The organism is Loktanella gaetbuli (genome assembly GCF_020531945.1).
Classification (GTDB): Bacteria; Pseudomonadota; Alphaproteobacteria; order Rhodobacterales; family Rhodobacteraceae; genus Loktanella; species Loktanella gaetbuli.
This window is the reverse complement of the sequence record NZ_JAJATZ010000001.1, coordinates 483,487-509,871: the sequence shown is the minus strand read 5'-3', so window position 1 is coordinate 509,871 and position 26,385 is coordinate 483,487. Positions and strand designations below refer to the sequence as shown.

Sequence of the window (26,385 nt, the reverse complement as noted above, 5' to 3'; positions counted from 1 at the left end):
TTCGCGGCCCCGAGGCAGAGCAGCGGACCCGTCAGAGGTCCGGGACAAGAGGCAGTGATGGCAGTTTACGAAGATTTGGGCGCACCACAGGTGCGTGACGCGTCGCGCTACACGCAGATGGCGGGTGCTGCGTTGAGTCTGACGCTGATGATCGGTGTGGGTGTCTGGGGCACGCATTCGATCATGCGCGATGTATCGGGTGTTCCGGTGGTGCGCGCGGTCGAAGGCGAGATGCGCCGCGCCCCCGATCATGCAGGCGGTAACGTGGCAGACCACCGTGGCCTGTCGGTGAACGAAGTCGCAGCCCTGGGCGAGGCTGGCGGCCCCGAGGATCTGTTGCTGCTCGCTCCCAGTGGCACCGGCCTTGCGGCCGAGGATCTGGATGCGGAACCCATAGCACCGTCACTGGCCGCGACCGAGGTCGAGATCATCCCTGAGGACACGCAACAGGCGCAGGCCATGTCGGCTGATGATGTGCTGGCGCTGGCCGATCAGATTGCTGCCGGGGCTTCACCGCTGACCGCGCTGAGCGACGGTGAAACCGTGGACCCCGTCCTGACCGTCGATGGCGCAGAGCAGGCATCAGTCGCCCCTGTTGAACCAGTCGATCCCGTCGCTGCCGCCTTGGCCGAAGCCTTGGGTCTGGATACGACCGTTGTCGCCGGTGCATCCATGACGCAGGTCCTGCGTCCGATGCTGCGTCCCGGCACGCAGCAGGCCGCAGCCGCACCGCAGGCCACTGCCCCCGCAGAGGCGGTTCTGACACCCGTTGCCCTGACCACGGACACGATGCCCTTGCCCAGCGAGGCGCTGTTGACCGACGAACTGCCTGTCGGGACCAAGCTGGTGCAGCTGGGGGCTTTTCCATCGGCGGATGCCGCCAGTGCGGAATGGGACCGCCTGACCACGCGTTTCGTCGATTTCATGGCCGGTAAATCACGGGTGATCCAGCAGGCATCATCGGGCGGGGCCACGTTCTTTCGTCTGCGTGCCAGCGGTTTTGACGATCTGGCCGATGCACGCCGGTTCTGTGCCACATTGGACGCGGCCCGTACGGCCTGCATTCCCGTCGTTGTCCGCTAACGCCACGATCCTGGGTCTGTCGGGCACGCGCCTGACAGAGAATGAACGCGCCTTTTTCGCTGATGCGGACCCCTGGGGGTTCATTCTGTTCGCGCGGAACGTCGAAACGCCGGACCAGTTGCGCGCCCTGACCGCCGATCTGCGTGACACATTGGGCCGCGATGCACCGATCCTGATCGACCAGGAAGGCGGGCGGGTCCAGCGCCTGCGCGCGCCCCATTGGCGCGAATACCTGCCGGCATTGACCCAGATGGAACGTGCCAGTGATCCGATCCGTGCCCATTGGGTCCGCAACCGCCTGATCGCGCATGAATTGCATGACGTGGGGATCGACGTGAATTGCGCCCCGCTGGCCGATCTTGTCGAGGCGCAGACCCATCCGGTCCTGCGCAACCGTCTGTCAGGGGAAACAGTCCCGCTTGTGACCGAATGCGCCCGTGTCTGTGCCGCGGCCTTTCTGGACGGGGGTGTGTTGCCGGTGTTGAAACATATCCCCGGCTACGGGCGTGCGGCTGTCGACAGCCACAAGTCGCTGCCGACGGTCACGGCACCACGGGCCGATGTGTTGGCGCGCGATTTTACGCCTTTTGTTGCGCTGAACGATATCGCGATGGGCATGACGGCCCACATCGTCTTTGCCGATATCGACGCTGACCTGCCCGCCACAACCTCGCCTGTTATGATGCAGGTGATCCGTGATCAGATCGGCTTTGGCGGATTGATCATGACTGACGACATCTCGATGGAGGCGCTGTCCGGCACCACGGCCGAACGGTCTGCTGCGGCGATTGCGGCGGGTTGCGATATCGTGCTGCACTGCAACGGCGACCGCGCCGAGATGGAACAGGCCGTGACCGCAGCCGGGACGATGACAATCATGGCGCAGGCCCGCGCGGCCACTGCCTTGGGGCAGCGCCGTCCGCCCGTCAGCGTTGACATTGCGGCGCTTGCGGCGGAACTTGAGACGCTTTTGTCCTGAGGGTCGCCCCATGTCGCAAGACACCACGCCAGAAACCAGCGTTGCCGATCGTGTCGCCGCCGAGGCGCTGATCGTCGACGTCGACGGTTTTGAGGGGCCGCTGGACCTGTTGCTGACCCTGTCGCGCACGCAAAAGGTGGATCTGCGTGAAATATCGATCCTGGCGCTGGCACGGCAATATCTGGCTTTTGTCGAACGCGCACGACAGCTGCGGCTGGAACTGGCCGCTGATTATCTGGTGATGGCCGCATGGCTGGCGTTCCTGAAATCGCGTCTGCTGCTGCCACCCGACCCCGAAGAGGATGGCCCGTCAGGTGCGGAACTGGCGGCACATCTGGCCTTTCAGCTGGAACGGCTGGAGGCGATGCGCAAGGCATCCGCCCGGCTGATGGCGCGTGATCAATTGGGGCGGGATTTCTTTGCGCGTGGGATCACGCAGGATGTGACGCGCGTGCGGCGTGTGACCTATACGGCCACGCTGCTGGACCTGATGCAGGGCTATGCGCGGATCAGGACACGCGACGATTTCCGGCCCTTTGTGATGGACCGCGAAAACCTGATGACCATGGAAGACGCGCTGGGGTCCTTGCGCAAACTGATCGGATTTGCGGGCGACTGGACCGATATTGCCAGTTATCTGCCGCCGGGCTGGACCGATGACCCCCAGCGCAGGCGCACGGCGACCGCCGCCACCTTTGCCGCGTCGCTTGAACTGGTCAAGGAAGGGCGGCTGGAACTGCGCCAAAGCGAGACATTTGCCCCCATCCAACTGCGCGCGCGCGAGGGGCGGACATGACTGATGAACCGGGCCTGTTCAAGGCACCACCGATTGCCGAACAGGAACGCATGGTCGAGGCGCTGTTGTTCGCCACTGCCGATCCGATGACGCCGGCCCAGCTGGCGGGCCGGATGCCGCATGGTTGCGATCCGGCATCGGCACTGGCAGGCCTGCGCAAACGCTATGACGGGCGCGGTGTCCAACTGGTACGGGTGGGTGATGCATGGGCCATGCGCACGGCCCCCGATCTGGGCTACCTGATGAGCCACGAGGTGACCGAGACCCGCAAACTGAGCCGCGCGGCCATCGAAACGCTGGCGATCATCGCCTATCACCAGCCCACAACCCGCGCCGAAATCGAGGAAATCCGCGGTGTGAGCGTGTCGCGCGGCACCATCGATCAGTTGATCGAACTGGATTGGGTGCGGCTGGGACGGCGTCGCATGACACCGGGCAGGCCGGTCACATTCATCGTGACACAGACCTTCCTCGATCACTTTGGGCTGGAAAGCGCGCGTGATCTGCCGGGGCTCAAGGAACTGCGGTCCGCCGGATTGCTGGATAACCGCCCATCGCCCGGGGCAGAACCCGAAGAAGACGACGGTCAGGAACAATTGTTCGGCGATTAGCGCCAGTCGGCAGCGGCAGGACGCCTGCGGCGGGCGAGTATTTCTGGCAAGATGATACGGCTGTCAGGTCCTGAAATGCTTGGACAGTTTCAGACCCTGGCCCTGGTAGTTTGATTTGATGTCCTGCCCGTAGAGCGCCTGCGGATGACTGGACATGTGTTCGTAGACCAGCCGTCCCACGGTTTGTCCGTGTTCCAGCACGAAGGGCGCCTCGTGGCAGCGCACCTCGAGCACGCCACGCGAACCTGTACCGCCGGCGGCGGCCCAGCCGAAACCGGGGTCGAAAAACCCTGCGTAATGGACCCGGAATTCACCGACCATCGCGATATAGGGGGCCATTTCGGCCGCCTGCATCGGGGGGATGGCAATGGATTCGCGGCTGACGAGGATATAGAACGCTCCGGGGTCGAGGATGATCCAGCCACTGTCGGTGTGGACCTCTTCCCAGTAGTCGCGCGGATCATAATGCGCGAGACGCGACAGATCGACGACGCCGGTATGCGGTTTGGCGCGATAGCCAACGCGGGTGCCGCTGTCGGGGCGCAGATCGACGGAAAACCCCAAGCCGTCCGAAATCACGGGGTCGCAGTCCACGATCGGCGATGCGGCATGGAGCGCGCGCAGATCGTCGTCCGACATCCGTGTCTGGCCGTTGCGGAAAATGATCTGGTTCAGCATCTGTCCGGGCTGCGCCACCACCGAAAAGCTGCGTGGGCAGATTTCAACATAAAGCGGGCCGTCGTATCCCGCAGGCACGCGGTCGAATTCGGTCCCCCGGTCGGTGATGATCCGGGTCAACAGGTCCAGCCGCCCGATCGAGGATTTGGCACTGGCTGCGGCCGTCATGCCGGCCGGCAATGACAGCGATTCCCGCAATGGCACGACATAGACGCAGCCTTTTTCCAGCACCGCGCCGCCGGTCAGTGGCACCTCGTGCATGGTGAAATCCGCAAGGCGGTCCGCGACGCTGCGGGTCTTGCCCGGCAGGAAGGACGCGCGCACACGGTAGGCCACGTCACCGAGGCGCAGATCCAGTGATGCAGGTTGTATCTGTCCGGTTTCGAACGCGGGGGCCTGCACATGCCCCGCATCGATCAGGGCCCTGATTTGATGATCCGCCAGAACGCCAGTGTCGAAATCAGTCATGGTCACCCCCCATAGCAAAACGCCCGCCGCAAGAGCGGGCGGGCGATTTGTTGGTCGGGCTAGCAGGACTCGAACCTGCGACCTTCCGTCCCCCAGACGGACGCGCTACCAGGCTGCGCTATAGCCCGACTGAGCGCTTAATTACCCGAATGACGGTCGAGGGCAAGGATCGTTTTCGCTGTTCTGCGGATTTATTGCGTGACCGTCATCCGGCGGTGCAGATCATCCAGTCGGGTCAACAAGGGGGCCAGCCGCTGGGGATGCGCGATACCGGTCCGGGCTGCCCGCGCCGCAAGTCCCAGCACGCGCGGGCCGGGATCCGGACGCGCCGCGACAGGCATGGGCAGGCGCGTCGTCGCCTGTCGCGGCAAGGCCACGACATTGGCCTGCGCGGATGCGGGTGACGCGCTATCGGTCTGTCGCAGGTCATCCGGTGGTAACGTATCAGTTGACGGTGTTTCGCGCGACGGATGGGGTGGGGCGGTGTCATGATCGATCACGTTCGCGCCGTCATCCAGGTCGATCAGACTGTCGGAATAGAGCTTGCTGACAGATTTGATTCCCAGTTCGCGCAGGGTTTTCTGTGCCGCCTTGATCGTCATGCCCTGTTCGTGCAGCAGGATCTTGATTCCGCCGAGCAAAGCAAGGTCGTCGGGACGATAATACCGACGACCGCCCGCGCGTTTGACGGGTTTGACCTGGGTGAATTTGCTTTCCCAGAACCGCAGGACGTGGGTCGGCGTATCCAACGCCTCGGCCACTTCGCTGATGGTGCGAAACGCGTCAGGGGCCTTGGCCATGCGATCAGGCCTTGTTTCCGGCCGCGACCTTTTCCTTCATCAGGTGGCTGGGACGAAACGTCAGCACCCGACGCGGATGAATGGGCACTTCTTCGCCGGTCTTGGGGTTGCGGCCCACGCGGGCCGCCTTGTCCCGGCAACTGAATGTGCCAAAGGACGAAATCTTGACCTGTTCGCCTGCGACCAGCGCGTCGGAAATATGCGTCAGCACGCTTTCCACCAGATCGGCGCTTTCGTTGCGCGACAGACCGACCTGTTCGTGGACCGCATCGGACAAATCCATGCGCGTCAGAGTCTTGTCAGACATTTTTCTTCCCCCGAAGCATTCGGCAAAACTTTAAGTAGAGTTCCGCGCAAGTCAACCTTGTGCAGACGCAAGCGCAAAGAATCGCTACCAGCGCAGGATGACCGATCCCCAGGCAAGCCCGCCGCCGATCGCCTCGGTCACAAGCAGATCGCCGGGTTTGATCTGGCCGCGCTGTTTGCCGACCGACAGCGCCAGTGGAATGGACGCGGCAGAGGTGTTGCCATGATCCTGCACGGTGACGACGACGCGGTCCATGCCGACGCCCAGTCGTTTCGCGGTGGACTGGATGATGCGGATGTTTGCCTGGTGCGGCACGACCCAGTCGACATCGTCGGCACCAAGGCCGACCTTTTCCAGTGCCGTATGGGCTGTCTTGGCCAGCTTTTCGACGGCATGGCGGAACACTTCCTTGCCTTCCATGCGGAGCTGTCCGGTGTTTTGCGTGGCGACACCGCCATCGACATACAGCAGATCGCGATAACGCCCGTCCGAATTCAGGTCGGTCGCCAGGATGCCACGGTCGTCGGTCGTGCCCTGTCCATCCTCGGCCCGCAGCACCAGCGCACCGGCGCCGTCACCGAACAGCACGCAGGTGCTGCGGTCGGTCCAGTCCATGATCCGGCTGAATGTCTCGGCGCCGATTACCAATGCGGTATTGGCCTGACCCGACTGGATCAATGCATCGGCATTGGCCAATGCAAACACGAAACCCGCGCAGACGGCCTGCACGTCAAAGGCAAATCCGCGCGTCATGCCCAGTTTGTTCTGCACCATCGTTGCAGCCGACGGGAACGTCATGTCGGCGGTCGATGTCGCCACGATGATCAGGTCGATGTCGTCGGCGGTCATGCCGGCATCATCCAGCGCCGCCTGTGCCGCAAAGGCTGCCAGATCCGACGTAGCCTGATCGTCAGCCGCGAAATGGCGGCGTTCGATCCCGGAGCGTTCCCGGATCCAGGCGTCGGAAGTATCGAGTGTTGCCTCGAAATGGCTGTTTTCAACCACCCGGTCAGGCAGGTAGTGGCCGACACCTTGAACAACGGCGCGTCGTGTCATGTGTCGGATCCTTTCGTGTCGTCATGGGGCAGGGCGGCGGCCAGACGTGCGGCCAGACGGTCCGAGAATCCCTGATCGGCCAGCCTGTGCGCCAGTGTGATCGCCGCGGCGACCCCGGTGGCATCGGCGGACCCGTGGCTCTTGATCACTGTTTTCGTCAGGCCCAGAAAAACGCCGCCGTTGACGCGGCGTGGATCGACCTTGCGCTTTAACTGACGCAATGCGCCACGGGCGAGCAGCGCCCCCAGGATCGAGAACGGAGTCTTGCGCAGGTTTTCACGCAGAAGATCCGAAATCAGGTTGGCGATTCCCTCGCCTGTTTTCAGCGCGACATTGCCGGTAAAACCGTCCGTCACGATCACGTCGCAAACATCGCCGGGCAGATCACCGCCTTCGACGAAACCGGTATAATCGAATTCGCCCGCGGCAGCGGTGGCCGCGATCAGCTCGTGCGCGACCTTCAGTTCAGCCCGGCCCTTGTGTTCCTCGGTGCCGACGTTCAGCAGACCGACCCGCGGCTGTGCGAGGTCAAAGGCATTGCGCGCATAGGATGCGCCCATCAACGCATAGGTCAGCAGGTCGTCCTGATCGGCGCGGATATCGGCACCTGCATCCAGCATCACGTTGAACCCCTGCGGGTTCCGTGATGGCCACAGGCAGGCAATGGCCGGACGGTTCACGCCGTCGATCTTGCGCAGGCGCAACATCGACATGGCCATCAGCCCGCCGGTGTTGCCGCAGCTGACGACGACGCCCGCCTCGTCGTTGCGTACGGCGTCGATCGCGGACCACATCGAGGTCTGTTTGCCCCGGCGCACCACCTGGCTGGGCTTGTCGTGCATGGTGACGACATCGGGTGCATCGCGCAGGGTGACCTGACCCGCCAGCCCGTGGGTTGCCAGCAGGGGGCGCAATTCATCCGTGCGTCCGTGCAACAAAACAGGAGTTCCGGGGTGCACCTTTAGAAAAAGTGCAAGGCCTGCAACGACAGTTGCAGGCCCATTATCGCCGCCCATGGCGTCGATGGATAACACGCGGGTTGCGTCGTCTGCGGTCGTGACGGTGTCCGTCGCTACCATGCGAGCCCCCTACAACGCTGCTTAAGCGGCGTCTTCGTCCAGGTCAATGTCGGCAGTGACCACTTCTTTGGTCGCATAGTGACCGCAGGACGGGCAGATGTGGTGCGGGCGCTTCAGCTCACCGCAGTTATCACATTCGTTGGGGTTAGCCGCCGACAGCGAATCGTGCGCACGACGATTGTTGCGGCGGGACTTGGAGACTTTATTCTGCTGGACGGCCATGGCGCACCCTATTTTACGTTGGGGGGCCGTGACGTGGCCCGGTGTTCGAATGATTTGCGCGGTCCTAGGACATTCACGCTGCCCTGTCGAGGGGGCACGGATAAGGCCGCCTACATACTGCGAAATGACGCCAGTGCAACCGATATATGTGGTTTTTCGGACCTATTCCCCGTTGTCCTGACCCTTGGCCAGTTTGTCACGCAGCGCACCCAGCCCCGCAAAGGGTTTGGTATCCTCGTCCGTCAATGGCGTCACACCGTCCTCGGCGACCAGAACCTGACCCACCTCTGCCCCTGGCGTACGGGGAAAGGGCGGCAGTGCCAGGCTCAATTCCTCGATCATCAGGGCGGCCACGTCGATCGACTGCGGCAGCGGCTCGACGGTGTCATCCTCGGGCATCTCGGTTTCGGCCCCTTCGGGATAGGCGAAATCGGCGGCGTATGTGCGCGATACGTCCTCATCCAGCCGGGTCGTGACAGGGGCGAGCGTGGCGACGCAGGCCTGCACGACCGTCGCACCAAGGCGTGCAGTCAATCGCCAATCCGTCTGGCCCAAGGGCGCAATCTGTCCCGCAAACGTCAGCTTTTTCACACCAATGATATCCAGCGACGTCGCAATGGCCTCTCGCTGCGCTGGCGTTGGCGTCACCTCAAAGTTTGTTGCGCTGCGGTTGCGCAAATCCGACAAGCGCATGATCTGGGCGGGCAGGGCGGGATCTGACGACATGAGGGCATCCATTCTTGGCAAGTGCGGCTGGCTTCGTTAAGGGGAATACAAGGGCGCACTGCGCCAACGCAAGGGGGCGGGACATGACCAAGACGACCACGCAACGCAAGGGTTTCATGCTGATTGCAGGGGCCTGTCTGGCCCTGTCGGCGGCCTGTAGCCCCATCGTGCGCAATCATGGCTATATCCCCGTGCCAGAGGATCTGGCGCTGCTCAGCGTCGGGCAATCCACGCGCGCCGAAGTGATCGAAACCGTGGGTCCCCCCGTGACGGGCGGTGTGACCAGCGACGATGCGCTCTATTATGTCCAAAGCCGCTTTGTTACCCGCGGGGCGGCGGCCCCGGTCGAAACCGACCGGCAGGTATTGGCGATCAGTTTCACCCCCAATGGCACGCTGGAAAATATCGAACGTTTCGGGCTGGAGGATGGTCGTGTGGTCACGCTGTCGCGCGAAGTCACGTCTGATAACGTGCGCGACAGCACGTTCTTGCGTCAATTGATGGGTAGTGTCGGTCGTGTGACGGCCTCTGATCTGATCAGCCAGCCCGGACAATAAGCGACACACCCGCCGCGGCCTGTGCCGCGACGGGTGGCGATGTCAGTCGGCGTCCGGCTCGAACGTCATTGCGACGCCGTTCATGCAGTAGCGCAGGCCGGTCGGTGCCGGACCATCGGGAAACACGTGCCCCAGATGCCCTTCGCAGCGGGCGCAATGCACCTCTGTACGGCGCATGAACAGGCTGCGGTCCTCGCGTTCGCCCACGGCCTCGGGGTCGATCGGGGCATAGAATGATGGCCAGCCCGTGCCGGATTCGAATTTCGTGTCCTGTTCGAACAGCGCATTGCCGCAGGCCTTGCAGCGGAATGTTCCCGCATCCTTGGGAAAGTCGTCGTGTGTGCCGGCGCGTTCGGTCCCATGCTTGCGCAAGACCTTGAAGGCCTCGGGGCTCAGTTCCTGCTTCCACTCGGCGTCTGATTTGATGATCTTGTCCATCGTGTCGTCCTGTTTGTCATGTTAAACTGTCATGTAGGGTGTCAGAACGCTGTGCCAAGGAGAGGCCATGAACGTCGCATACGACACACAGCCCCCCGCACTGACTGTGCGGGCTGCTGCGGGGCCGATTGATCTGCTGGCCTGTCAGACGCTGCGGCACCGCTGTTTTTTCGGCACGGGCGGTTGCGACAGCGACGCCCATGACGCGGTCTGCAATCACCTGATGATCGAACAGGACGGTGTCCTGCGGGCCACCCTGCGCACGTTGATGGTGGAAAATGGGCGCGATCTGGACCGGACCCTGACGGCGCAGAGCTATGATCTGTCACCCTTGCGTGATTATCCTGCGCCAGTTCTGGAAATCGGGCGATTCTGTATCGGTCCCGGTGCGCTGGACGCCCATGTGATGCGGGTGGCACTGGGCGCGCTGGCAGGGCTGGTGGACCGTGCGGGCATCGGTTTGATGATCGGCTGCACATCCTTGGCCGGGTCCGATCCTGCGCGCCATGCCGCGGCGTTGGCGGTGTTGGGCCGCCATCATGTCGGACCTGACGGGATGCGCCCCCTGCGTGCGGCGACGACCACCGTGCCGTTGGGCGGGCAGGTAGCCGACCGCCGGAGTGCCATTGCGGCCCTTCCGCCACTGTTGCGCAGTTACCTGGGGCTGGGTGGTTGGGTCAGCGATCACGCCGTCATTGATGCGGCGATGGACACCGTGCACGTCTTTACCTGCGTCGAGGTGGACCGCATTCCTGCCACGCGTGCCAGTGCCTTGCGCCGCCTCGTGGTCTGACACCAGAATTTGCGCGCGAACCAGACAGGCCCCCTTGCACGTTACCGCAACCGTGCGTAGCTGGCAGCCATGGCACGCACACCCTTACTCCAGCTCTCCGAGATCGCCCTGACATTCGGCGGCGATCCCATTTTCGAAGACCTTTCACTGGTGGTCCAACCCGGTGACCGGGTCGCCCTTGTCGGGCGCAACGGGTCTGGCAAATCCACCCTGATGAAGGTCATGGCCGGCCTGGTCGAGGCCGATTCCGGTACCTGCGTATCCGCTCCCGGCGTCAGCGTGGGATACATGGAACAAGACCCGACGATGGAAGGGTTCGAGACGCTGGGCGAATACGCCGCATCCGGCATGGACCCCGACGAAGCTTACCGCGTCGACATGGTGGCCGAAGGTCTGAAATTCGACCCCAACGGGTTGGTTGCCACCGCATCGGGTGGTGAACGCCGTCGCGCGGCCCTGGCCAAGCTGATGGCCGAGGCGCCGGAACTGATGCTGTTGGACGAACCGACCAACCACCTTGATATCGAGGCCATTGCCTGGCTCGAAAACGAGCTGAAGTCGACGCGGGCGGGATTCGTGCTGATCTCGCACGACCGGGCATTTCTGCGCAATCTGACCCGTGCCACGCTCTGGATCGACCGCGGGCAGGTGCGCCGCGCCGAAGAAGGGTTCGACGGTTTTGAGGCCTGGCGCGACAAGATCTGGGAAGACGAGGATCAGCAGCGCCACAAACTGAACCGCAAGATCAAGTCAGAGGCCCGCTGGGCCGTCGAAGGCATTTCCGCACGTCGCAAACGCAATCAGGGCCGTGTGCGCGCGCTGCAGGAACTGCGCGCCGAAAGGGCCAGCCAGATCAAACGGCAGGGCACCGCCGCCATGGCGTTCGAAGGCGGCCCCACATCCGGCAAGAAGGTGATGGAGGCGTTCGGCCTGCACAAGGCATTCAACGACAAGACCATCGTGCAGGGCCTCGACCTGACCGTGCAGCGGGGCGACCGGATCGCCTTTGTCGGACCGAACGGTGTCGGAAAAACCACGCTGATCAAGATGTTGCTGGGTCAAGTTGAACCCGATCAAGGTCAGGTCAAACTGGGCACCAACCTCGAAATCGCGGTCTTTGACCAGTCGCGTGCGCAGCTTGATCCTGACATGACGCTTTGGGACAACCTGGTGAACGACCCCGAAATGGGTGTCAGCGGCAAGGCCGATCAGATCATGGTGCGTGGTACGCCAAAGCACGTGGTCGGCTACCTAAAGGAATTCCTGTTCGACGAGGCGCAAGCCCGCGCGCCGGTGCGGGCGCTGTCAGGTGGTGAAAAGGCGCGTTTGTTGCTGGCCCGCCTGATGGCGAAACCGTCGAACCTGCTGATCCTCGACGAACCGACCAACGATCTGGACATCGAAACGCTGGATCTGTTGCAGGATCTGCTGGGCGAATACGACGGCACGGTGCTGTTGGTCAGCCACGACCGTGATTTTCTGGACCGGACCGCCACCACGACAGTCGCCATGGAAGGCGACGGTCGGGCGACGGTCTATGCGGGCGGTTGGACTGATTATCAGGCCCAACGCGGCGACCGCGTCAAAGCGCCAAGTTCGGTGGGCAAGCCGTTGTCCACCAAGGGAAAACAGAACCAGCAGGTCACGCGCAAGACGGGCCTGTCATTCACCGAAAAGCACCGCCTGGAAGAGCTGCCCGCCGTGATTGCACGGCTCGAGGCCGAGATCGCCAAACTGGAAGAACTGATGGCCGACCCCGATCTGTTCACCCAGAATCCGGTCAAGTTCGAAAAGGCCACGGACGCGCTGACCGACCGCCACGCCAAGCTGGAAGAGGCAGAGGCGGAATGGCTGGAACTGGAAGAGAAAGCGCAGGAATAACATCGCCGTCCGACCCGACCACGACGCCGTTTGACAAATAACGAAAAAGGCCGCGCAGGATGATCCTGCGCGGCCTGTTTTCATAGATATACTGGCTATTTAGCCGTCAAAGTTCACTTCTTCGACGATGCGCAGTGCCGTCGCGCGGTGGCCTGCAAGCTCGCTCAGGTCGACGTCGTCGGCGGTGTATTCACCCCAGGATGCTACCAGGTCCGACAACTCGGCCGAGGCCAGCACAGGGTATTCGTGGTTTTCCTCTGCATAGATTGCCTGTGCGGCGGGGCTGACGAGGTATTCCATCAGTTGCAGCGCCTCTTCCTTGTTCGGCGCGCTTTGCGTCATCGCGATGCCGGAGACGTTGACGTGGGTGCCGCCTTCCTCAAATTCGGGGAACACGATCCGCACGGCATTGGCCCATTCGGTCTGCTCTGCATCCTCGAGCATCTTGCCCATGTAGTAGGTGTTGCCCAGGCTGATGTCGCACTCGCCGGCCCAGATTGCCTTGACCTGTGCGCGGTCATTGCCTTCGGGCTTGCGGGCGAGGTTCGCCTTGATGCCTTCGGCCCATTCCTTGGCCGCTTCTTCGCCGTGGTGCGCGATGACAGCCGACAGCAGCGCCAGATTATAGTTGTTCAGGCCCGACCGGGTACAGATGCGGCCAGCCCACTTTGGGTCGGTCAGGTCCTCGTAGGTGGTGATTTCACCATCGGCCACGCGGTCCTTGCTGGCATAGACGATGCGGGCGCGGGTCGTCAGGCCAAACCACTGGTTGTCGTCGCTGCGCAGGCTGGCGGGGATGGCGTCCATCAGCACCTGGCTATCGACTGACTGCGTCACGCCTTCGTCCACGACGCGCTGCAGGTTGGCGATATCGACGTCCATGACCAGATCGGCAGGGGAACGCGCGCCCTCGGCCTTGAGCCGTTCGATCAGGGCTTCGTTCACGAACTCCAGGTTCACGGCGATGCCGGTGTCGGCGGTAAAGGCGTCCATGACCGGCTGGATCAGCTCGGGCTGGCGGGTGGTGTAGATGGTGACATCAGCCAGCGCGGGCGCGGCAATCGCCGTTGCTGCGGTGGCCATCAAAAGGGTGCGGATCGTCATGGGTCTCTCCTTGCGTTGATGCCGCTTTCTAAACCCGACTCTTTTGATCGGGTCAATACCCTATTCTTTTACTCGGGATCTTTCCGCCACTTTTGCCGCATCCCATAGCGCGTCCATTTCGGCCAGGTCACTGTCGCCCGGCGTCCGTCCACTTGCCGCAAGAGCATCCTCGATCATGTTGAACCGCCTTGTGAATTTTCCGTTGGCGGCACGCAGTGCCTCTTCAGGGTCGACGCCCAGATGACGACCAAGGTTGGCCATGACAAACAGCAGGTCGCCGTATTCCTCGGCCACCTTTTCCTGTGTCAGCGTGTCGCGGGCCTCGACCAGTTCGGCGGCTTCTTCTGCGATCTTGTCCACGACCTGGGCTGTATCGGGCCAGTCGAACCCCACACGCGCTGCACGTTTTTGCAGTTTGACGGCGCGCATCAGGGCAGGCAGGCCCAGCGCCACACCGTCCAGCGTGCGGGCATTGCCGCGTTCGGCGGCCTTGACCCGTTCCCAGTCGACGGTCTGCTGTTCGGCGGATTTGTCCCGTGATTCGTCGCCAAAGATATGCGGATGCCGCGCCACCATCTTGTCCGCGATGTTGCGCACCACGTCGTCGAAATCGAAATGCCCCGCCTCTGACGCCATTTGGGCGTGGAACACGGATTGAAACAGCAGATCGCCCAGTTCGCCTTCCAGTTCGGACCAGGCATTGCGTTCGATGGCATCCGCCACCTCGTAGGCTTCCTCGATGGTGTAGGGCGCGATGCTGGCGAAATCCTGCGCGATGTCCCAAGGACAGCCCGTTTCGGGGTCACGCAAGCGGCGCATGATTTCCAGCAGGCGCGGCATTCCGCCGTCGGGGTCGTTGATCAATCTGTCGTCGGGCATTGCAGGGGCCTTTGTTCTGGTCGACAACACCGTAGGTTCCCCCAGCGCAGAGTGCCAGCCATGCCCGTCCTCAATTCCATCGCCGATTTCCAGCCGACACTGACCATCTGGCGGCGACACCTGCACAGCATCCCCGAGGTGCGGTTCGATTTGTACCAGACCGCAGCCTTTGTCGCGGACAGACTGGCAGAGATCGGCGTGGATGAGGTGCACACGGGCATCGCGGAGACCGGCATCGTGGCCATCATCAACGGGCAGGGTGCCGGGCGCACCATCGGCCTGCGCGCGGATATGGACGCCCTGCCAATGGCCGAGGAGACGGGTCTGGATCACGCCAGCACCCATGCCGGCGCCATGCATGCCTGTGGTCACGACGGCCATACGACGATGCTGCTGGCGGCGGCAAAGTATCTGGCCGAGACGCGCAATTTTGCGGGGCGTGTCGCATTGATCTTTCAGCCTGCCGAAGAGGGCGGATCAGGGGCCAAGGTCATGTGTGATGCCGGAATCTTTGACACCTTTGATATTTCAGAGGTTTACGCCCTGCATAATGCGCCGGGCATTCCGGTTGGCGCATTCTACACGACGCCGGGACCGATCATGGCGGCGGTGGATGAATTCAGCATCCACATCAGTGGCAAGGGCGGTCACGCGGCAATGCCGCATGATACCGTCGATCCGATAAGTGCTGCTGTCAGCATGGTGCAGGCGATCCAGACCATCGTCAGCCGCAACCATTACGCGCTGGACGATCTGGTGGTGTCGGTGACGCAGATCCACGCGGGTTCCGTGTTCAACGTCATTCCCGATACGGCCATGATCAACGGCACCGTGCGGACCTTTGATCCAGTGGTGCAGGCCATGGTGATGACGCGGCTGCAGGATATCGTGACAGGGCAGGCGGCCAGTTTCGGTGTCACCGCCACCCTTGAATACGGCAACGGTGATCCTGCCACGATCAATGATCCCGGCTGTGCTGCCTTTGCCGCAAGCGTCGCGGCAGAGGTCAGCAAGTGCGACGCCAATGCCACGCGCGAGATGGGCGCCGAGGATTTTTCCCATATGCTGCAGGCGCGGCCGGGTGCCTACCTCTTCGTCGGCAATGGCGACAGCGCGGGACTGCATCACCCCAAATACGATTTCAACGATGAAACAACAGCCTATGGTGCGTCGTTCTTTGCGCGGCTGATCGAACGCGCCTTGCCACTCTGATGCCTTGGCGTACATGCTTCGCTGCTTTATGTCTGTGCCAACGCCAGATCCGTGGCCCGTCGTCCTGAAAGGCACCCCATGCTGAAAACTGCTATTCTCGCCATTGTGGTCGTCATCTTTGTCGCGGTCCTGGCTTTTGCCGCCTACGTGCGGCTGTCCCCGACGGATGTGGCGCGGTTTCATGTGGCACCTGCCGCGACCGAACCCACGGACATGACCGGGGAAAACAGCTTTACCGCTGCGCGTTTCATAACGACCGCGCCGCAGGGAATGCTTCAGGCGTTTGTCACCTTGTCCGAAACCCGCGACGACACGACCCTCGTGGCGGGCAGTGTCGCGGAAAACCTGCTGACCTTCGAGACGCGCTCTCGGCTGATGGGCTATCCCGACTATACAACCGTGACCGTCACCGACGATGCCGAACCGCTGCTGGTGATCCACGCGCAGTCGCGTTTCGGCAAGAGTGACATGGGTGTGAATCAGGCGCGTGTGCGCGATTGGCTGAGCCTTATGGGCAATCTCGTAGTACCACTCTCTTGACGATGGCCGCGAAACCCGCCACCTCACGGGCATGATCCCGACAGACCGCATGGCCCAGATTATCGACCGGTTCCAGTTTCTGGAGGCGCGGATGTCAGGCGACATGGCCGGTGCCGATATCGCGGCCTTGGCCAAGGAATACGCCGACCTCAAACCGGTCGTCGATACGGTGCAGCAATACCAGTCGCTACTGACGCAGATCGCCGACGCCGAGGCCATGCTGGCGGACCCCGAAATGCGTGAACTGGCGGAAATGGAATTGCCTGACCTGCGCGCGGCACTGGCCACATCGGAACAGGATGTGCAGCTGGCACTCTTGCCCAAGGATGCGGCGGATGCACGCCCGGCGCTGCTGGAAATCCGGCCCGGCACGGGCGGGGACGAGGCATCGCTGTTCGCGGGCGACCTGTTGCGGATGTATCAACGTTATGCCGAGGCGCGCGGCTGGAAATTCGAGATCCTCGAAGAAAGCCAGACGGAACTGGGCGGGATCAAGGAAGTGACCGCGCGGATCGCGGGCGAGGGTGTCTTTGCCCGCATGAAATACGAATCCGGCGTGCACCGCGTGCAGCGCGTGCCCGAAACCGAAAGCGGGGGGCGAATCCACACCTCTGCTGCAACTGTGGCCGTGCTGCCAGAGGCCGAAGAGGTCGATGTGCAGATCGCGCCGAGCGATATCCGCATCGACACGATGCGCGCCAGTGGCGCGGGTGGCCAGCACGTGAACACCACGGATTCCGCCGTGCGCATCACCCATATTCCCACGGGAATCATCGTCGTCAGCGCCGAAAAATCCCAGCACCGCAACCGAGAGATCGCGATGCAGGTGTTGCGGACGCGGCTGTTCGACCTCGAACGCCAGCGCATTGATGGTGCCCGGTCTGCCGACCGCAAGGCGATGGTGGGCACGGGCGATAGGTCCGAGCGGATTCGCACCTATAATTTCCCGCAAGGTCGCCTGACGGATCATCGCATCAACCTCACGCTCTATGCGCTGGGGCAGGTGTTGCAGGGCGATCTGGATACCGTGATCGACGCGCTGCAATCGGATGCGCAGGCGACATTGCTCGCTGAAATGGGCAATGGGGCATGACCTGGGATCAGGTCCTGCGGCAGGCAACGGCGAAACTGACTTTGGGTGGCATTTCCGACCCCGCGCGCGATGCGCGGCGTCTGTTGGCCCACATCCTGGGGGTCGAGACGGCACGCCTGTCGCTGATCGGTGCGGATACGGCACCAGCCGGCCTGACGCGCCTGTTCGATGACCTGATCGACCAGCGCAGCAGGCGTGTGCCTGTGTCCCATCTGACCGGCGTGCGCCAGTTCTACGGTCGGCGTTTCGCCGTCACCCCCGATGTGCTGGACCCGCGCCCCGAGACCGAGGTTCTGATCGCACAGGCGCTTGCCTTGCCCTGGACCCGCGTGCTGGATCTTGGCACCGGATCGGGCTGTATCTTGTTGACTTTGCTTGCAGAACGCAGGGCGGGGACCTTTGGTATCGGCACCGATCTGTCCCGTGCCGCACTTGCCGTGGCGATGCGCAATGCCGGTGATTTGCGACTGGGCGACCGGGTCCAGTTCCACGATGGCGACTGGCTCGAGGCGCTGCCGGTCAGTTGTGCGGCCTTTGATCTGATCGTATCGAACCCGCCCTATATCGCCCTGGACGAGGTCGCGGACCTCGCACCGGATGTGGGCCTGTACGAGCCGCGCATGGCACTGACAGACGAAGGTGACGGCTTGGGTGCCTATCGCGCCATCATCCGCGCGGCACCGGCACATCTGACCGGAGGCGGCGCATTGCTGGTCGAAATCGGACCGACGCAGGCGCAGGCGGTGTCCGACCTGATGACGGCGGCCGGATTGACGGGAATCGCCGTGCACCGTGATCTGGATGGCCGCGACCGTGTCATTTTCGGCCGGAAACCGCGAAATTAAGGGCTTTTCTTCGGTTTCCACCGAATCTGCTTGTCACACGCGGCACAACATGGTTTGTGACAGGCACCGCGGGGACGAGTGCGCAGCATTCCCCCCGGTACGTCGTCAGACACCGCCCGGTCCCGAAATCGCGCTTTTGCGCGGCTGGATCGATAAGCGTAACGAAGCCTATCCGGCTTGCTGAGAGTTCACACATGAGATCTTCGAAGTCCCGTTCGCGGAACAATAAGAACCGCAACTCCCGTCCGTCCGGCGGCAGCCTCATCAACCGCGTCTTTGACAGCAGCGGTCCCGACGGCAAGGTACGCGGTACCCCGCAACAGATCATCGACAAATACAATCAGCTGCACCGCGACGCGCAGCTGTCCAATGACCGGGTGAACGCCGAAAATTTCGCCCAGCATGCAGAACATTACACGCGCATGTTGTCGGAGGCCCAGAAAGAGGTCGATCGCCAGCGCGAGGAACAAGAAGAACAGAATCGCCAGCGTCAAGCCGAACGCGACAAGGAACGCGCCGAACAAGAAGAGCTGAACCGCCAGCGCCAGGCCGAACGTGATCGCGAACGCAACGAACGCCTGCGCGCGCAGGAAGACGCAGCAAATGGCGGTGACGACAGCGACAGCGCAGACAGCGGCCTGGTCGATACGCCAGAGGCGAAATCCGACGACCAGCCTGCGCAGGACAAACCCAAGCGCAAACCGCGTGCCCCGCGCAAGCCCAAGCCCAAGCCCGAGGCGACAGAAGACAACGGCAGCGCCGACGCGGCACCGTCCGAATAACGTTTTTACGTGAGCTGTGCGCCTAGGCCGTATAGGCCCGGGCCAGCGCGCAGAACCCTTCCAGATCTATTTCCTCGGCCCGCGCCGTGGGTTTGATCCCTGCGTGGTTCAAACGATCCTCTGCATCCGGGCCCAGCGGTTTCAGCGCCGACCGCAGCATCTTGCGCCGCTGGTTGAACGCTGTGGCCACCACGCGGTTCAGGACATCGGGATCAGCCGGATAGCGCGGTGCGGGCAGGGCGCGCAGGTGCACCACGGCTGAACTGACCTTGGGCGCGGGCGTGAATGCCTCTGGCGGCAGGTCCAGCACGATCGCGGGATCGGTGCGCCATTGGGACAGGATCGCCAACCTGCCATAGGTCTTGGATCCCGGTGCGGCCACGATACGTTGCGCCACCTCGCGCTGGAACATCAGCGTCAGACTCTCCCAGAACGGTGGCCAGGCAGGCGGCGTCAACCAGCGCACCAGCAGTTCCGTGCCGACGTTATAGGGCAGGTTGGCCGCAATCTTGATCGGCGGGGTCAGCAGGTCCGTGGTATCCACCTCCAGCGCGTCACCGTTCACGATCTGCAACTGGCCGGGATAGATCGCGGCGATGTCTTCCAGTGCGGCGATGCAACGGCTGTCCTTCTCGATCGCGACAACCCGGCGCGCGCCTTCGGCCAGCAGACCACGGGTCAGACCGCCCGGACCCGGCCCGATTTCCAGCACATCCGCGCAGGTCAGATCACCGGCCAGACGGGCAATCTTGGCCGTCAGGTTCAGGTCCAGCAGGAAATTCTGCCCCAGGGATTTCTTGGCCGCGATGCCGTGACGCGCAATCACGTCACGCAGTGGTGGCAGTCCATCAATCTGGCTCATCGTATCATCTTGCCTTAAATACTCGCCCGCGGCAGGCGTCCCGCAGGGTCAAATTGCACGGGCGTCGGCCATGCTGCGCGCCATCCGCAAGGCCGCGATCATCGAGGTCGGATCAGCCACACCCTTGCCTGCGATATCGAACGCGGTGCCGTGGTCCGGCGAGGTCCGTACAAAGGGCAGGCCCAGCGTCACATTCACGCCGCCCGCGAAGTCGATCGTCTTGATGGGGATCAGCGCCTGGTCGTGGTACATGCATACGGCGGCATCATAGTGCTTGCGCGCTGCCGCGTGGAACATGGTATCCGCAGGCAGTGGGCCCGTCAGCTTGATACCATCAGCGCGTATCTCGTCCAGCACGGCGGTGATGAAATCCAGCTCTTCGGTGCCGATCTTGCCATCCTCGCCTGCGTGGGGGTTCAGCCCTGCGACGGCGATGACCGGATCCGCGATGCCGAAATCGCGGATCAGCCCGCTGTGCGTGACGGTGATGACACCGCGCAGCAGGTCCGGGGTCAACGCGGCAGGGACCGCCCGCAGCGGGATATGTATTGTGGCAGGTACCACGCGCAGACTGTCGCAAGCCAGCATCATGACGACAGGCACGTCTCCGGCAAGCGCTGATAGAAATTCCGTATGGCCCGGATAGGCAAAATCGGCGCCGTCGATCAGAGCCGCCTTGTGGATCGGCGCCGTGCAGATGGCGTCCGCCTGACCGCTTGCGGCAAGTGTCACGCCCTCTGCAATCGCGTTCAGAACACCTTTGGCATGGGCAGGGTTGGCGCGGCCCGGGGTGCGCGGACTGCCGAAATCACGCGCCAGGACCGGCAGCGCATCGGCGCAGGGACCGACCACCGCTGACAGATCGGCGATGACCCTGACAGGCGTGCCCTCGGGCAGATGCGCGGGGTCACCGATCCAGGCCAGCGGCATGTCGCGCCCCAGGGCGGCCCAGGCCTTGGCCGCGACCTCTGGTCCGATGCCAGCAGGTTCGCCGCAGCTGATGACGATGGGTCTGGCGGTCACGGACGGATCGTGGCCGCGGCCCGCAGATCCGCCAGCAAGGCATCGGCAAATCCACCCAGACGCTGGCTGCGCAGCGCGTTGCGCACCGCCTCGGGGTCGTTGTTTTCGGCACCGGCCAGGGTGCGATCACACAGCATCAGGTAAATGCGGGTCTGCCCGTTGTCACGGGTCAGGTTCCAGGATGCCTCGCCCGGATCCAGTCGCGCCAGTTCCAGTGCCACATCCTGCGGAATGCTGTCGGGGCTGACGGTCTGGCGTGCCAGCACATCCTGCGGCAGGCCGCGCGCCGCCCCATAAAGATCGTCACAGGTGTCGGTGCGGGCATCCAACGACTGAGCGGCGGCCAGACCGGCCTCGGTCGTGCCACCGGGAAGGCCGAATATCGCATAGTCGATCGCAGTCGGGGCGGGGCGCGGTTGCGGCACCTCGCGGATGCCACGCGACTGGAACAGGGCCACACCGTTGGGAATCAGGATCGGTTGCGTCACCTCACCGGGGGCGAGGCTGCCCAGCAGACCCTGAAGTGCGGGGGGATAGTTTGACAGCGGCAGCCAGTTCAGGCGGCCACCGTTGTTTCGGCTGGGCAGCGCCGAATACTGGCGCGCCGCGTTTTCGAACACAGCCGTCGACCGGGTTTGCGAGATCTGGTTCGCGATGGCATTCGCGCGCGCTGCCTCGGGCGGTGGTGCAGGAATGATGATTTCCGACAGCAGTACCTCGATCGCATCGGGGTTGCTGCCCGGCTGGCGCATCGCGCGACGGACTTCTTCTTCCGAGATTTCGGCCTGATTGCCGAACCGCAGACGGATGTAGTCGCGCCAGCTGACGCCGATGGCCACGAATTGTTCCAGTGTCGCACGGTCGACGCCGTTCTGGTTCAACAGTTGGATGAACTGGTCGGTGGTCAGATTGGCCCGCGCGGCAAAGGCGTCGACCTCGGTCGCCAGGTTTTCGGCCGACAGGCGAATGCGGCGGCGGTCCAGCTCGGCGGCCTTGAGCCGTTCTTCGATCAGCTGCTCGCGCGCGAGTTCCGTCAGATTGCCGGGCGTGCGGAACAACTGCAGCATCCGTGCACGCTGGTCCAGCTCGTAGGCGGTGATCGCCGCATCGTTGACCGTGATGACCGGCGCAAACCGGTCCTGTGCAATTGCGGGCGTGGCACATGCCAGAACAAGGCTGGTCAGGATTGTGGTCAGGCGCATGGTTGCGGTCCCCCGTCTAGTGTCATCTTACGCATCGCAGCGTTTCGCGGAACTGACGCCACCTGCATTGGATGCGAACCCCAGCAGATCGACCGACAGCCCGTAATCCGTCGTTGGCTGCACCGTAGTGGAAGTCGCATAGCGGCGCGAGACCGAAAGCGTGACATTGACGCATTCGTTGGACCATCCCAGGCCAATCCCGGCCCGTGCGGGGCTGTCCTGCGCAATGTCGTAGCGGGCGTCAAAGCCCACGTTCCAACGCGGAGAAACCTGAAACTGCCCGTCAAAGGAATATTCCGAAATCGCATCCGGACGGCCGATCGCGGCATCTGCGCGCTGATAGATATATCCCGCCGCAAGCTGCACGGCGGCGGTTGTCCAATAGGCCCGCGCGGTCGTCATGTTCGTGCTGCCGTCATCCCCGAACAGGGTTCGCCCGTCCAGCGTCAGCCCGCGCGGCAACGTCAACTGTCCCGCCACCAGCCAGTCCGATGCCTTGGACGACAGCCCTGACGTGACGGTAAAGGCCGAATTGTCGCGGGTCTTGACCAGACGACCAAAGGTGAGGCGCGACTGGATGCCTTCGGCACCTTGCCGTGTCCAGGTCACACCGGCGGCCAGCCGCACCCCGGTTTCGACGGTATCGTCACCCGGAAAACGCGAACTTGCCAGCAGGTTGGCATCATCCAGCTCTTGTCTGGTGCTGTCCTCGTTGGGTGGTGATTTGCCGAACGCGTCCGAGATGGTCAGCGCGATTGCGGGTTCGATCAGGTTGCGGGTGCCTGCACTGTCACGCACCAGTGGATAGCGCAGGACGATCTGTGCCGACGGCACGGCCCGGCTGAACCCTGCATCACGCGCGGCGGGTCCGTCACCGATCTGGAACTTGTCCGCGCGCAGCGCGGCAGTGGCGCGTGCCTCAATCCCGCCGGGACTGACCCAGGCCTGCGTCCAGCCCAGACCCAGACCCACGCGCGACAGATCGCGCGACAGATCCGTCGTTTCCTTGGCATAGCGCAGCAGGCTGTCGGTGCTGGCGGTCAGCGTCAATTGACCACCCGATGACAGCTGGAACTGCCGCAGATAGCCTGCGGTCAGCACCGCAGGTGGCAGCGTGGCGTCGGTTTCATCGTCGCGCAGCGTTTCATAATAGCTGCCCGAAATCGAAAACAGGCTGTCGTCCTTGACCCGTGTCAGCGCCACGATGCTGGCCAACCGGTCGGCATCCGAAATATTGTAGTCACTCAGATAGCTTTGGTCCGAGGTGTCCTGCACGTCAAAACTGAGAGTCAGGTCCGGTGCGATCAGAAACGACCCTTGCGCATTGAGGTAGCCGCGCAGGCCGCCGTCGTTCAGGTCGTCATCGGATAATGCGCCCTCGATTTCAAAACCGCCCCGGCCAAAGGCCTGCCTGTAGCGTGCGCCCAATGTGCGGGTCCCGGCCGCAAGATAGGGGCTGAGCGTCAGGTCACGGCTATCGCCCAGCGTGATGAAATAGGGCAGGCGCAACCCGAACCCCAGACGGTCGGTGGTCACGAAACGCGGTGTCAGCAGGCCCGTTGAGCGTCCGTTGTCGGGGGCGGGCAGGCGCAGTTGCGGGAGATACGCGATGGGCACGCCTTTGACCCGGAACGACGCAGCCGTCAGATAGATCTGCGCTTCTTGTTCATCCAGAATGACACGCTCCGCCCGGATCGACCACAGCGGTTCCTCGGTGCCGCAGACCTGACAGGACGTGATCGCCGTCTTGTAGAGCTGGTTGAACCGACCCTCGCTGCGGTCGATCTGGGCTGCCGCAAGTTGCAACTGCTGGTTCAGCACCAGGCGCGCCCCCAATAGCAGGCCGTTTTCCAGACGCGGGTCCAATGTGGCCTGATCGGCCGTCAGGATTTCGCCCGCAGGTCCGGTGATCAGGATGGGGCCGTCGATGGTCAGACGGTCACTGGTCTGATCGTAGATCACCCGGTCCGCACGCAGGCGGGTCCCGTCGGCCAGTGCCTCGACATTGCCGCTGGCGATCAGGCGGTTGTCAGGCGTGACCACCACATCATCCGCGATCAACGTGGCGGCCATCTGTGCCTGCACGGCGGAGGCCGGCAACAGCATCAGGATCAGGGCAAGCGCGCGGATCATGCTTCCTCTCTTTCCAGCAAAAGGCCCAGCGCCAGCGCCGTCGCCGCAAGTGTCGGTGCCCAGGCCGCGAGGGCTGCGGGAATATCACCATTGTCGCCGAGGATTTGCGCGAAATTGCGCACGAAATAAACGCCAAAGGCCACAAGCACGGCCAGCATCACGTTCAGACCCGTCTTGCCGCTGCGTTGCGGCCGCATGGTGAACCCGGCCCCGGTCAGCAGCATGGTCACGAAAAAGACCGGTTGCGACAGCTCCATCTGGAACCACACCTGGTGGCGCTGCGCCGAAAACCCGGCCGCTTGAAGCCGGTCGATAAAGGCAGGCAGTTCCCAGATCGGGATCGAGGAGGGCGTGCCGAAACTGTTGCGGATTTCATCCGCTGTCAGCGACGACGGGATTGCGGCGGTAACGGCCAGTGTGGCCAGCGCCTCGGGGTTGCCGTCGCCCGACAGGGGCCAGGATTTGGCATCGGTCAACTGCCACATGCCGTCCGCCAACTGTGCTGTCGCTGCCTTGATCCGCGCCTGCGGCAACCCGTCAGGGCCAAAGTTCAGAAACGTCACATCCGACAATTGGGTGCCCGACAGGTCGGCCCCGTTGGCGTGAATGACCGTCTGTCCCGCAGCGTTGCCCTGTCGCAGCCAAAGCCCCGTATCGCTGAAGGCCAGCACCGATCCGGTGCCTTCGATCGCGGCCACGTCGGCCTCGTACTGGCGCGAGGTGGCGGCGACGATCGGATTGAACACCGTGACCACGATGATGCCCAGCGCCAGCGCGACGATGCAGGGGGCCACCAGCAACCGCAGCCCGGCCCGTCCGGCAGCACGGGCGACCACCAGTTCGGATGTACGCGCAAGGCCTAGAAACATCGAGATCGCGGCGATGATCACGATCAGCGGCAGAATCTGATACAGGCTCTCGGGCGCGCTAAGCAGCGACAGGCGCAGGATCTGGCCGAATCCTGCCGCGTCATCGGCGAACCGGCGCAGCGTGTCGGCCATGCCGATGAACACCACGAGCAGCGCAAAGATGCCGAACACGGTCACAAAAGCGCGGGCGAACCGCCAGCCAAAATAGCGATCCAGTATCATGCGACCTGTCTCGGTTTGCGGTGAAACAGGTAGGGACGCCCCGCGATGAACAAGAGCACGGCAACGATCAGTAGGCCGACCCCCACCGCCAGATAGGCCAGCGGCCAATGCGCCGCCGATGTCTGCGCCGCATCCAGCCCGATGGTTTCCAGCGCCTTGACCACCACCAGCAGCACCACGGCGAGGATGATCTGCGGCCATACCCCGAACCGGCTGAAACTGCCCAGCATCAGCGTGGCATAGCCCAACAGCGCCCCCACGATCCCGAACAGTGCCTGGCTGTTACGGTCGTGAAATTCGGCCATGACGCTGGCCTGTGTGGTGTCGGTTTCCGTGGCCACGGCTGCGGTGTCGGTCCACAGTTCCTGGCTGGTGATCTGGCGCAGGTTACGGGGGCCGGGGTCCCCGGTGGTGATCAGATCACCGATGCCATAGGAAAAATCCGCGAATTCGGTGACGAACAGGCGCTGGGTGTCGGCACGCAGCGTCTGTGCCATGCCGTCGACCATGACCAGTTGCGTGGTGTCTCCGGTGTTGACCAGATAGGCGCGGCTAGCTGTATAGGTCACGCTGGTATCCGCATCGCGCATGTCCGACAGCATCACGTCGCGCAATTCCCCGTTGGGGGCGATGTCGCGGATATAGATGGTGATGCCCGTCGCGGGTTCGATGAACTGGCCTTCGGCCAGAATACGGGCGGTCACGGAACGTGCGATTTCCGCCTGCCTGTCGTTCAGCACAGCCGCCGAAAGCGGGGTCAGCACATGCACCAGCAGCGACATGCCGACAAAGACCATCAGCCCGAAATAGATGAACGGTCGCGCCAGCCTGCGGCCCGAAAACCCGGTCGCCTGGATCACGACCAGTTCGGAATCCTGCGACAGACGGTTCGTGACATAGATGGCGGCGGCAAATGCGGCGATCGGCACCACAGCGCGGATCACGTTGGGCAGCGTCAGCACCAGCAGCTGACCGATGACCGAGGCCGACTGGCCATCCGCGATCAACTGGTCGAACAGGCGCACCGCTGCGTTGATCCAATAGACCATCACCAGCACCAGGCCAAAGAAGTTGAAGACCAGCACGAGCTGTCTCAGCAGATATCGGTCGATCCGTCCCAAACATTCTGTCCTTCGTGCCTTGCG

General features: G+C 63.1%; 28 protein-coding genes and 1 tRNA gene. 12 read left to right on the top strand and 17 right to left on the bottom strand.

What is annotated here, in order from left to right; all coding sequences use genetic code 11:
- The first annotated feature begins 57 nt into the window (after positions 1-57).
- Genes LGQ03_RS02565 through scpB form a run of 4 tightly spaced genes read left to right on the top strand, consistent with a single transcriptional unit; the run spans position 58 to position 3,469 of the window.
- A complete protein-coding gene (locus LGQ03_RS02565) occupies positions 58-1,083 on the top strand; it encodes an SPOR domain-containing protein (protein WP_226747116.1) in 1,026 nt (341 codons plus the stop codon).
- A complete protein-coding gene (locus LGQ03_RS02560) occupies positions 1,073-2,062 on the top strand; it encodes a glycoside hydrolase family 3 N-terminal domain-containing protein (protein WP_226747115.1) in 990 nt (329 codons plus the stop codon). The genes LGQ03_RS02565 and LGQ03_RS02560 overlap by 11 nt, the downstream gene beginning before the upstream one ends.
- 10 nt (positions 2,063-2,072) lie before the next feature.
- Positions 2,073-2,858 (top strand): segregation and condensation protein A, encoded by a 786-nt coding sequence (locus LGQ03_RS02555; protein WP_090159520.1) that lies wholly within the window; start codon positions 2,073-2,075, stop codon positions 2,856-2,858.
- Positions 2,855-3,469, top strand: a complete 615-nt coding sequence (scpB, locus tag LGQ03_RS02550; RefSeq protein WP_226747114.1) for an SMC-Scp complex subunit ScpB — start codon at positions 2,855-2,857, stop codon at positions 3,467-3,469. Before LGQ03_RS02555 ends, scpB begins: the two co-directional genes overlap by 4 nt.
- A 63-nt stretch (positions 3,470-3,532) precedes the next feature.
- On the opposite strand, the gene LGQ03_RS02545 is transcribed toward scpB, so the two are convergent.
- The 8 genes from LGQ03_RS02545 to LGQ03_RS02510 all read right to left on the bottom strand — a co-directional run bounded on the left by LGQ03_RS02545 (position 3,533) and on the right by LGQ03_RS02510 (position 8,805).
- Entirely contained in the window at positions 3,533-4,615 is a 1,083-nt protein-coding gene (locus tag LGQ03_RS02545) for a 2'-deoxycytidine 5'-triphosphate deaminase (protein WP_226747113.1), read from the bottom strand.
- Between the two features lie 51 nt (positions 4,616-4,666).
- Positions 4,667-4,743, bottom strand: a tRNA-Pro gene (locus tag LGQ03_RS02540).
- Positions 4,744-4,806: 63 nt separating this feature from the next.
- Positions 4,807-5,415, bottom strand: a complete 609-nt coding sequence (locus tag LGQ03_RS02535) for a MerR family transcriptional regulator (RefSeq protein ID WP_226747112.1) — start codon at positions 5,413-5,415, stop codon at positions 4,807-4,809.
- A 4-nt stretch (positions 5,416-5,419) separates the two neighbouring features.
- On the bottom strand, positions 5,420-5,722 hold the full coding sequence (gene ihfA / locus LGQ03_RS02530) for an integration host factor subunit alpha (RefSeq protein ID WP_083484339.1): 303 nt from the start codon (positions 5,720-5,722) through the stop codon (positions 5,420-5,422).
- A gap of 84 nt (positions 5,723-5,806) precedes the next feature.
- Complete coding sequence (locus LGQ03_RS02525; protein ID WP_226747111.1) at positions 5,807-6,778, bottom strand: beta-ketoacyl-ACP synthase III; 972 nt, start codon at positions 6,776-6,778, stop codon at positions 5,807-5,809.
- Positions 6,775-7,857 (bottom strand): phosphate acyltransferase PlsX, encoded by a 1,083-nt coding sequence (plsX, locus tag LGQ03_RS02520; RefSeq protein ID WP_226747110.1) that lies wholly within the window; start codon positions 7,855-7,857, stop codon positions 6,775-6,777. The genes LGQ03_RS02525 and plsX overlap by 4 nt, the downstream gene beginning before the upstream one ends.
- Before the next feature lie 21 nt (positions 7,858-7,878).
- Positions 7,879-8,079, bottom strand: a complete 201-nt coding sequence (gene rpmF / locus LGQ03_RS02515) for a 50S ribosomal protein L32 (protein ID WP_056034425.1) — start codon at positions 8,077-8,079, stop codon at positions 7,879-7,881.
- 162 nt (positions 8,080-8,241) lie between these two features.
- A complete protein-coding gene (locus tag LGQ03_RS02510) occupies positions 8,242-8,805 on the bottom strand; it encodes a YceD family protein (protein ID WP_226747109.1) in 564 nt (187 codons plus the stop codon).
- Positions 8,806-8,888: 83 nt separating this feature from the next.
- On the opposite strand from LGQ03_RS02510, the gene LGQ03_RS02505 reads away from it, so the two are divergent.
- Positions 8,889-9,362 carry an outer membrane protein assembly factor BamE gene (locus LGQ03_RS02505; RefSeq protein WP_226747108.1) on the top strand — a complete coding sequence of 158 codons (474 nt, stop codon included), beginning with the start codon at positions 8,889-8,891 and terminating at the stop codon, positions 9,360-9,362.
- A 42-nt stretch (positions 9,363-9,404) separates the two neighbouring features.
- Here the strand turns inward: LGQ03_RS02505 and msrB are convergent, their stop codons facing one another.
- A complete protein-coding gene (msrB, locus tag LGQ03_RS02500; RefSeq protein ID WP_226747107.1) occupies positions 9,405-9,800 on the bottom strand; it encodes a peptide-methionine (R)-S-oxide reductase MsrB in 396 nt (131 codons plus the stop codon).
- A 67-nt stretch (positions 9,801-9,867) separates the two neighbouring features.
- On the opposite strand from msrB, the gene LGQ03_RS02495 reads away from it, so the two are divergent.
- Together LGQ03_RS02495 and LGQ03_RS02490 are read left to right on the top strand one after the other, a co-directional pair.
- Positions 9,868-10,593: a GNAT family N-acetyltransferase gene (locus tag LGQ03_RS02495; RefSeq protein WP_226747106.1), complete on the top strand. Its 726-nt coding sequence runs from the start codon at positions 9,868-9,870 to the stop codon at positions 10,591-10,593.
- Between the two features lie 69 nt (positions 10,594-10,662).
- Positions 10,663-12,474 carry an ABC-F family ATP-binding cassette domain-containing protein gene (locus LGQ03_RS02490; RefSeq protein ID WP_226747105.1) on the top strand — a complete coding sequence of 604 codons (1,812 nt, stop codon included), beginning with the start codon at positions 10,663-10,665 and terminating at the stop codon, positions 12,472-12,474.
- Between the two features lie 99 nt (positions 12,475-12,573).
- Here LGQ03_RS02490 and LGQ03_RS02485 read toward each other — a convergent pair whose 3' ends face one another.
- Complete coding sequence (locus LGQ03_RS02485; RefSeq protein ID WP_226747104.1) at positions 12,574-13,578, bottom strand: Fe(3+) ABC transporter substrate-binding protein; 1,005 nt, start codon at positions 13,576-13,578, stop codon at positions 12,574-12,576.
- Between the two features lie 60 nt (positions 13,579-13,638).
- Positions 13,639-14,457, bottom strand: coding sequence for a nucleoside triphosphate pyrophosphohydrolase (gene mazG / locus LGQ03_RS02480; RefSeq protein WP_226747103.1), 819 nt, complete (start codon positions 14,455-14,457; stop codon positions 13,639-13,641).
- 60 nt (positions 14,458-14,517) lie between these two features.
- Between mazG and LGQ03_RS02475 the strand changes: the two genes are divergently transcribed.
- The 5 genes from LGQ03_RS02475 to LGQ03_RS02455 all read left to right on the top strand — a co-directional run bounded on the left by LGQ03_RS02475 (position 14,518) and on the right by LGQ03_RS02455 (position 18,929).
- Positions 14,518-15,669 carry a M20 aminoacylase family protein gene (locus tag LGQ03_RS02475; RefSeq protein ID WP_226747102.1) on the top strand — a complete coding sequence of 384 codons (1,152 nt, stop codon included), beginning with the start codon at positions 14,518-14,520 and terminating at the stop codon, positions 15,667-15,669.
- A 78-nt stretch (positions 15,670-15,747) separates the two neighbouring features.
- Complete coding sequence (locus LGQ03_RS02470; RefSeq protein WP_226747101.1) at positions 15,748-16,209, top strand: DUF1499 domain-containing protein; 462 nt, start codon at positions 15,748-15,750, stop codon at positions 16,207-16,209.
- Between the two features lie 31 nt (positions 16,210-16,240).
- The gene (gene prfA / locus LGQ03_RS02465; RefSeq protein WP_226747100.1) at positions 16,241-17,302 is read left to right on the top strand and encodes a peptide chain release factor 1; all 1,062 of its coding nucleotides are present in this window, start codon (positions 16,241-16,243) and stop codon (positions 17,300-17,302) included.
- Positions 17,299-18,147, top strand: coding sequence for a peptide chain release factor N(5)-glutamine methyltransferase (gene prmC / locus LGQ03_RS02460; RefSeq protein WP_226747099.1), 849 nt, complete (start codon positions 17,299-17,301; stop codon positions 18,145-18,147). The genes prfA and prmC overlap by 4 nt, the downstream gene beginning before the upstream one ends.
- A 194-nt stretch (positions 18,148-18,341) precedes the next feature.
- Positions 18,342-18,929, top strand: coding sequence for a DUF4167 domain-containing protein (locus LGQ03_RS02455; protein ID WP_090159503.1), 588 nt, complete (start codon positions 18,342-18,344; stop codon positions 18,927-18,929).
- A 22-nt stretch (positions 18,930-18,951) separates the two neighbouring features.
- Here LGQ03_RS02455 and rsmA read toward each other — a convergent pair whose 3' ends face one another.
- The 6 genes from rsmA to lptF are packed head-to-tail and all read right to left on the bottom strand — an operon-like array spanning position 18,952 to position 26,361.
- On the bottom strand, positions 18,952-19,791 hold the full coding sequence (gene rsmA / locus LGQ03_RS02450) for a 16S rRNA (adenine(1518)-N(6)/adenine(1519)-N(6))-dimethyltransferase RsmA (RefSeq protein ID WP_226747098.1): 840 nt from the start codon (positions 19,789-19,791) through the stop codon (positions 18,952-18,954).
- 48 nt (positions 19,792-19,839) lie between these two features.
- Positions 19,840-20,814 (bottom strand): 4-hydroxythreonine-4-phosphate dehydrogenase PdxA, encoded by a 975-nt coding sequence (gene pdxA / locus LGQ03_RS02445; RefSeq protein WP_226747097.1) that lies wholly within the window; start codon positions 20,812-20,814, stop codon positions 19,840-19,842.
- Positions 20,811-22,016 carry a peptidylprolyl isomerase gene (locus LGQ03_RS02440; protein WP_226747096.1) on the bottom strand — a complete coding sequence of 402 codons (1,206 nt, stop codon included), beginning with the start codon at positions 22,014-22,016 and terminating at the stop codon, positions 20,811-20,813. The genes pdxA and LGQ03_RS02440 overlap by 4 nt, the downstream gene beginning before the upstream one ends.
- Before the next feature lie 27 nt (positions 22,017-22,043).
- Entirely contained in the window at positions 22,044-24,149 is a 2,106-nt protein-coding gene (locus tag LGQ03_RS02435; protein ID WP_226747095.1) for an LPS-assembly protein LptD, read from the bottom strand.
- Positions 24,146-25,240 (bottom strand): LPS export ABC transporter permease LptG, encoded by a 1,095-nt coding sequence (lptG, locus tag LGQ03_RS02430; protein ID WP_226747094.1) that lies wholly within the window; start codon positions 25,238-25,240, stop codon positions 24,146-24,148. Before lptG ends, LGQ03_RS02435 begins: the two co-directional genes overlap by 4 nt.
- Positions 25,237-26,361, bottom strand: coding sequence for an LPS export ABC transporter permease LptF (lptF, locus tag LGQ03_RS02425; RefSeq protein WP_226747093.1), 1,125 nt, complete (start codon positions 26,359-26,361; stop codon positions 25,237-25,239). Before lptF ends, lptG begins: the two co-directional genes overlap by 4 nt.
- Positions 26,362-26,385 lie beyond the last annotated feature (24 nt).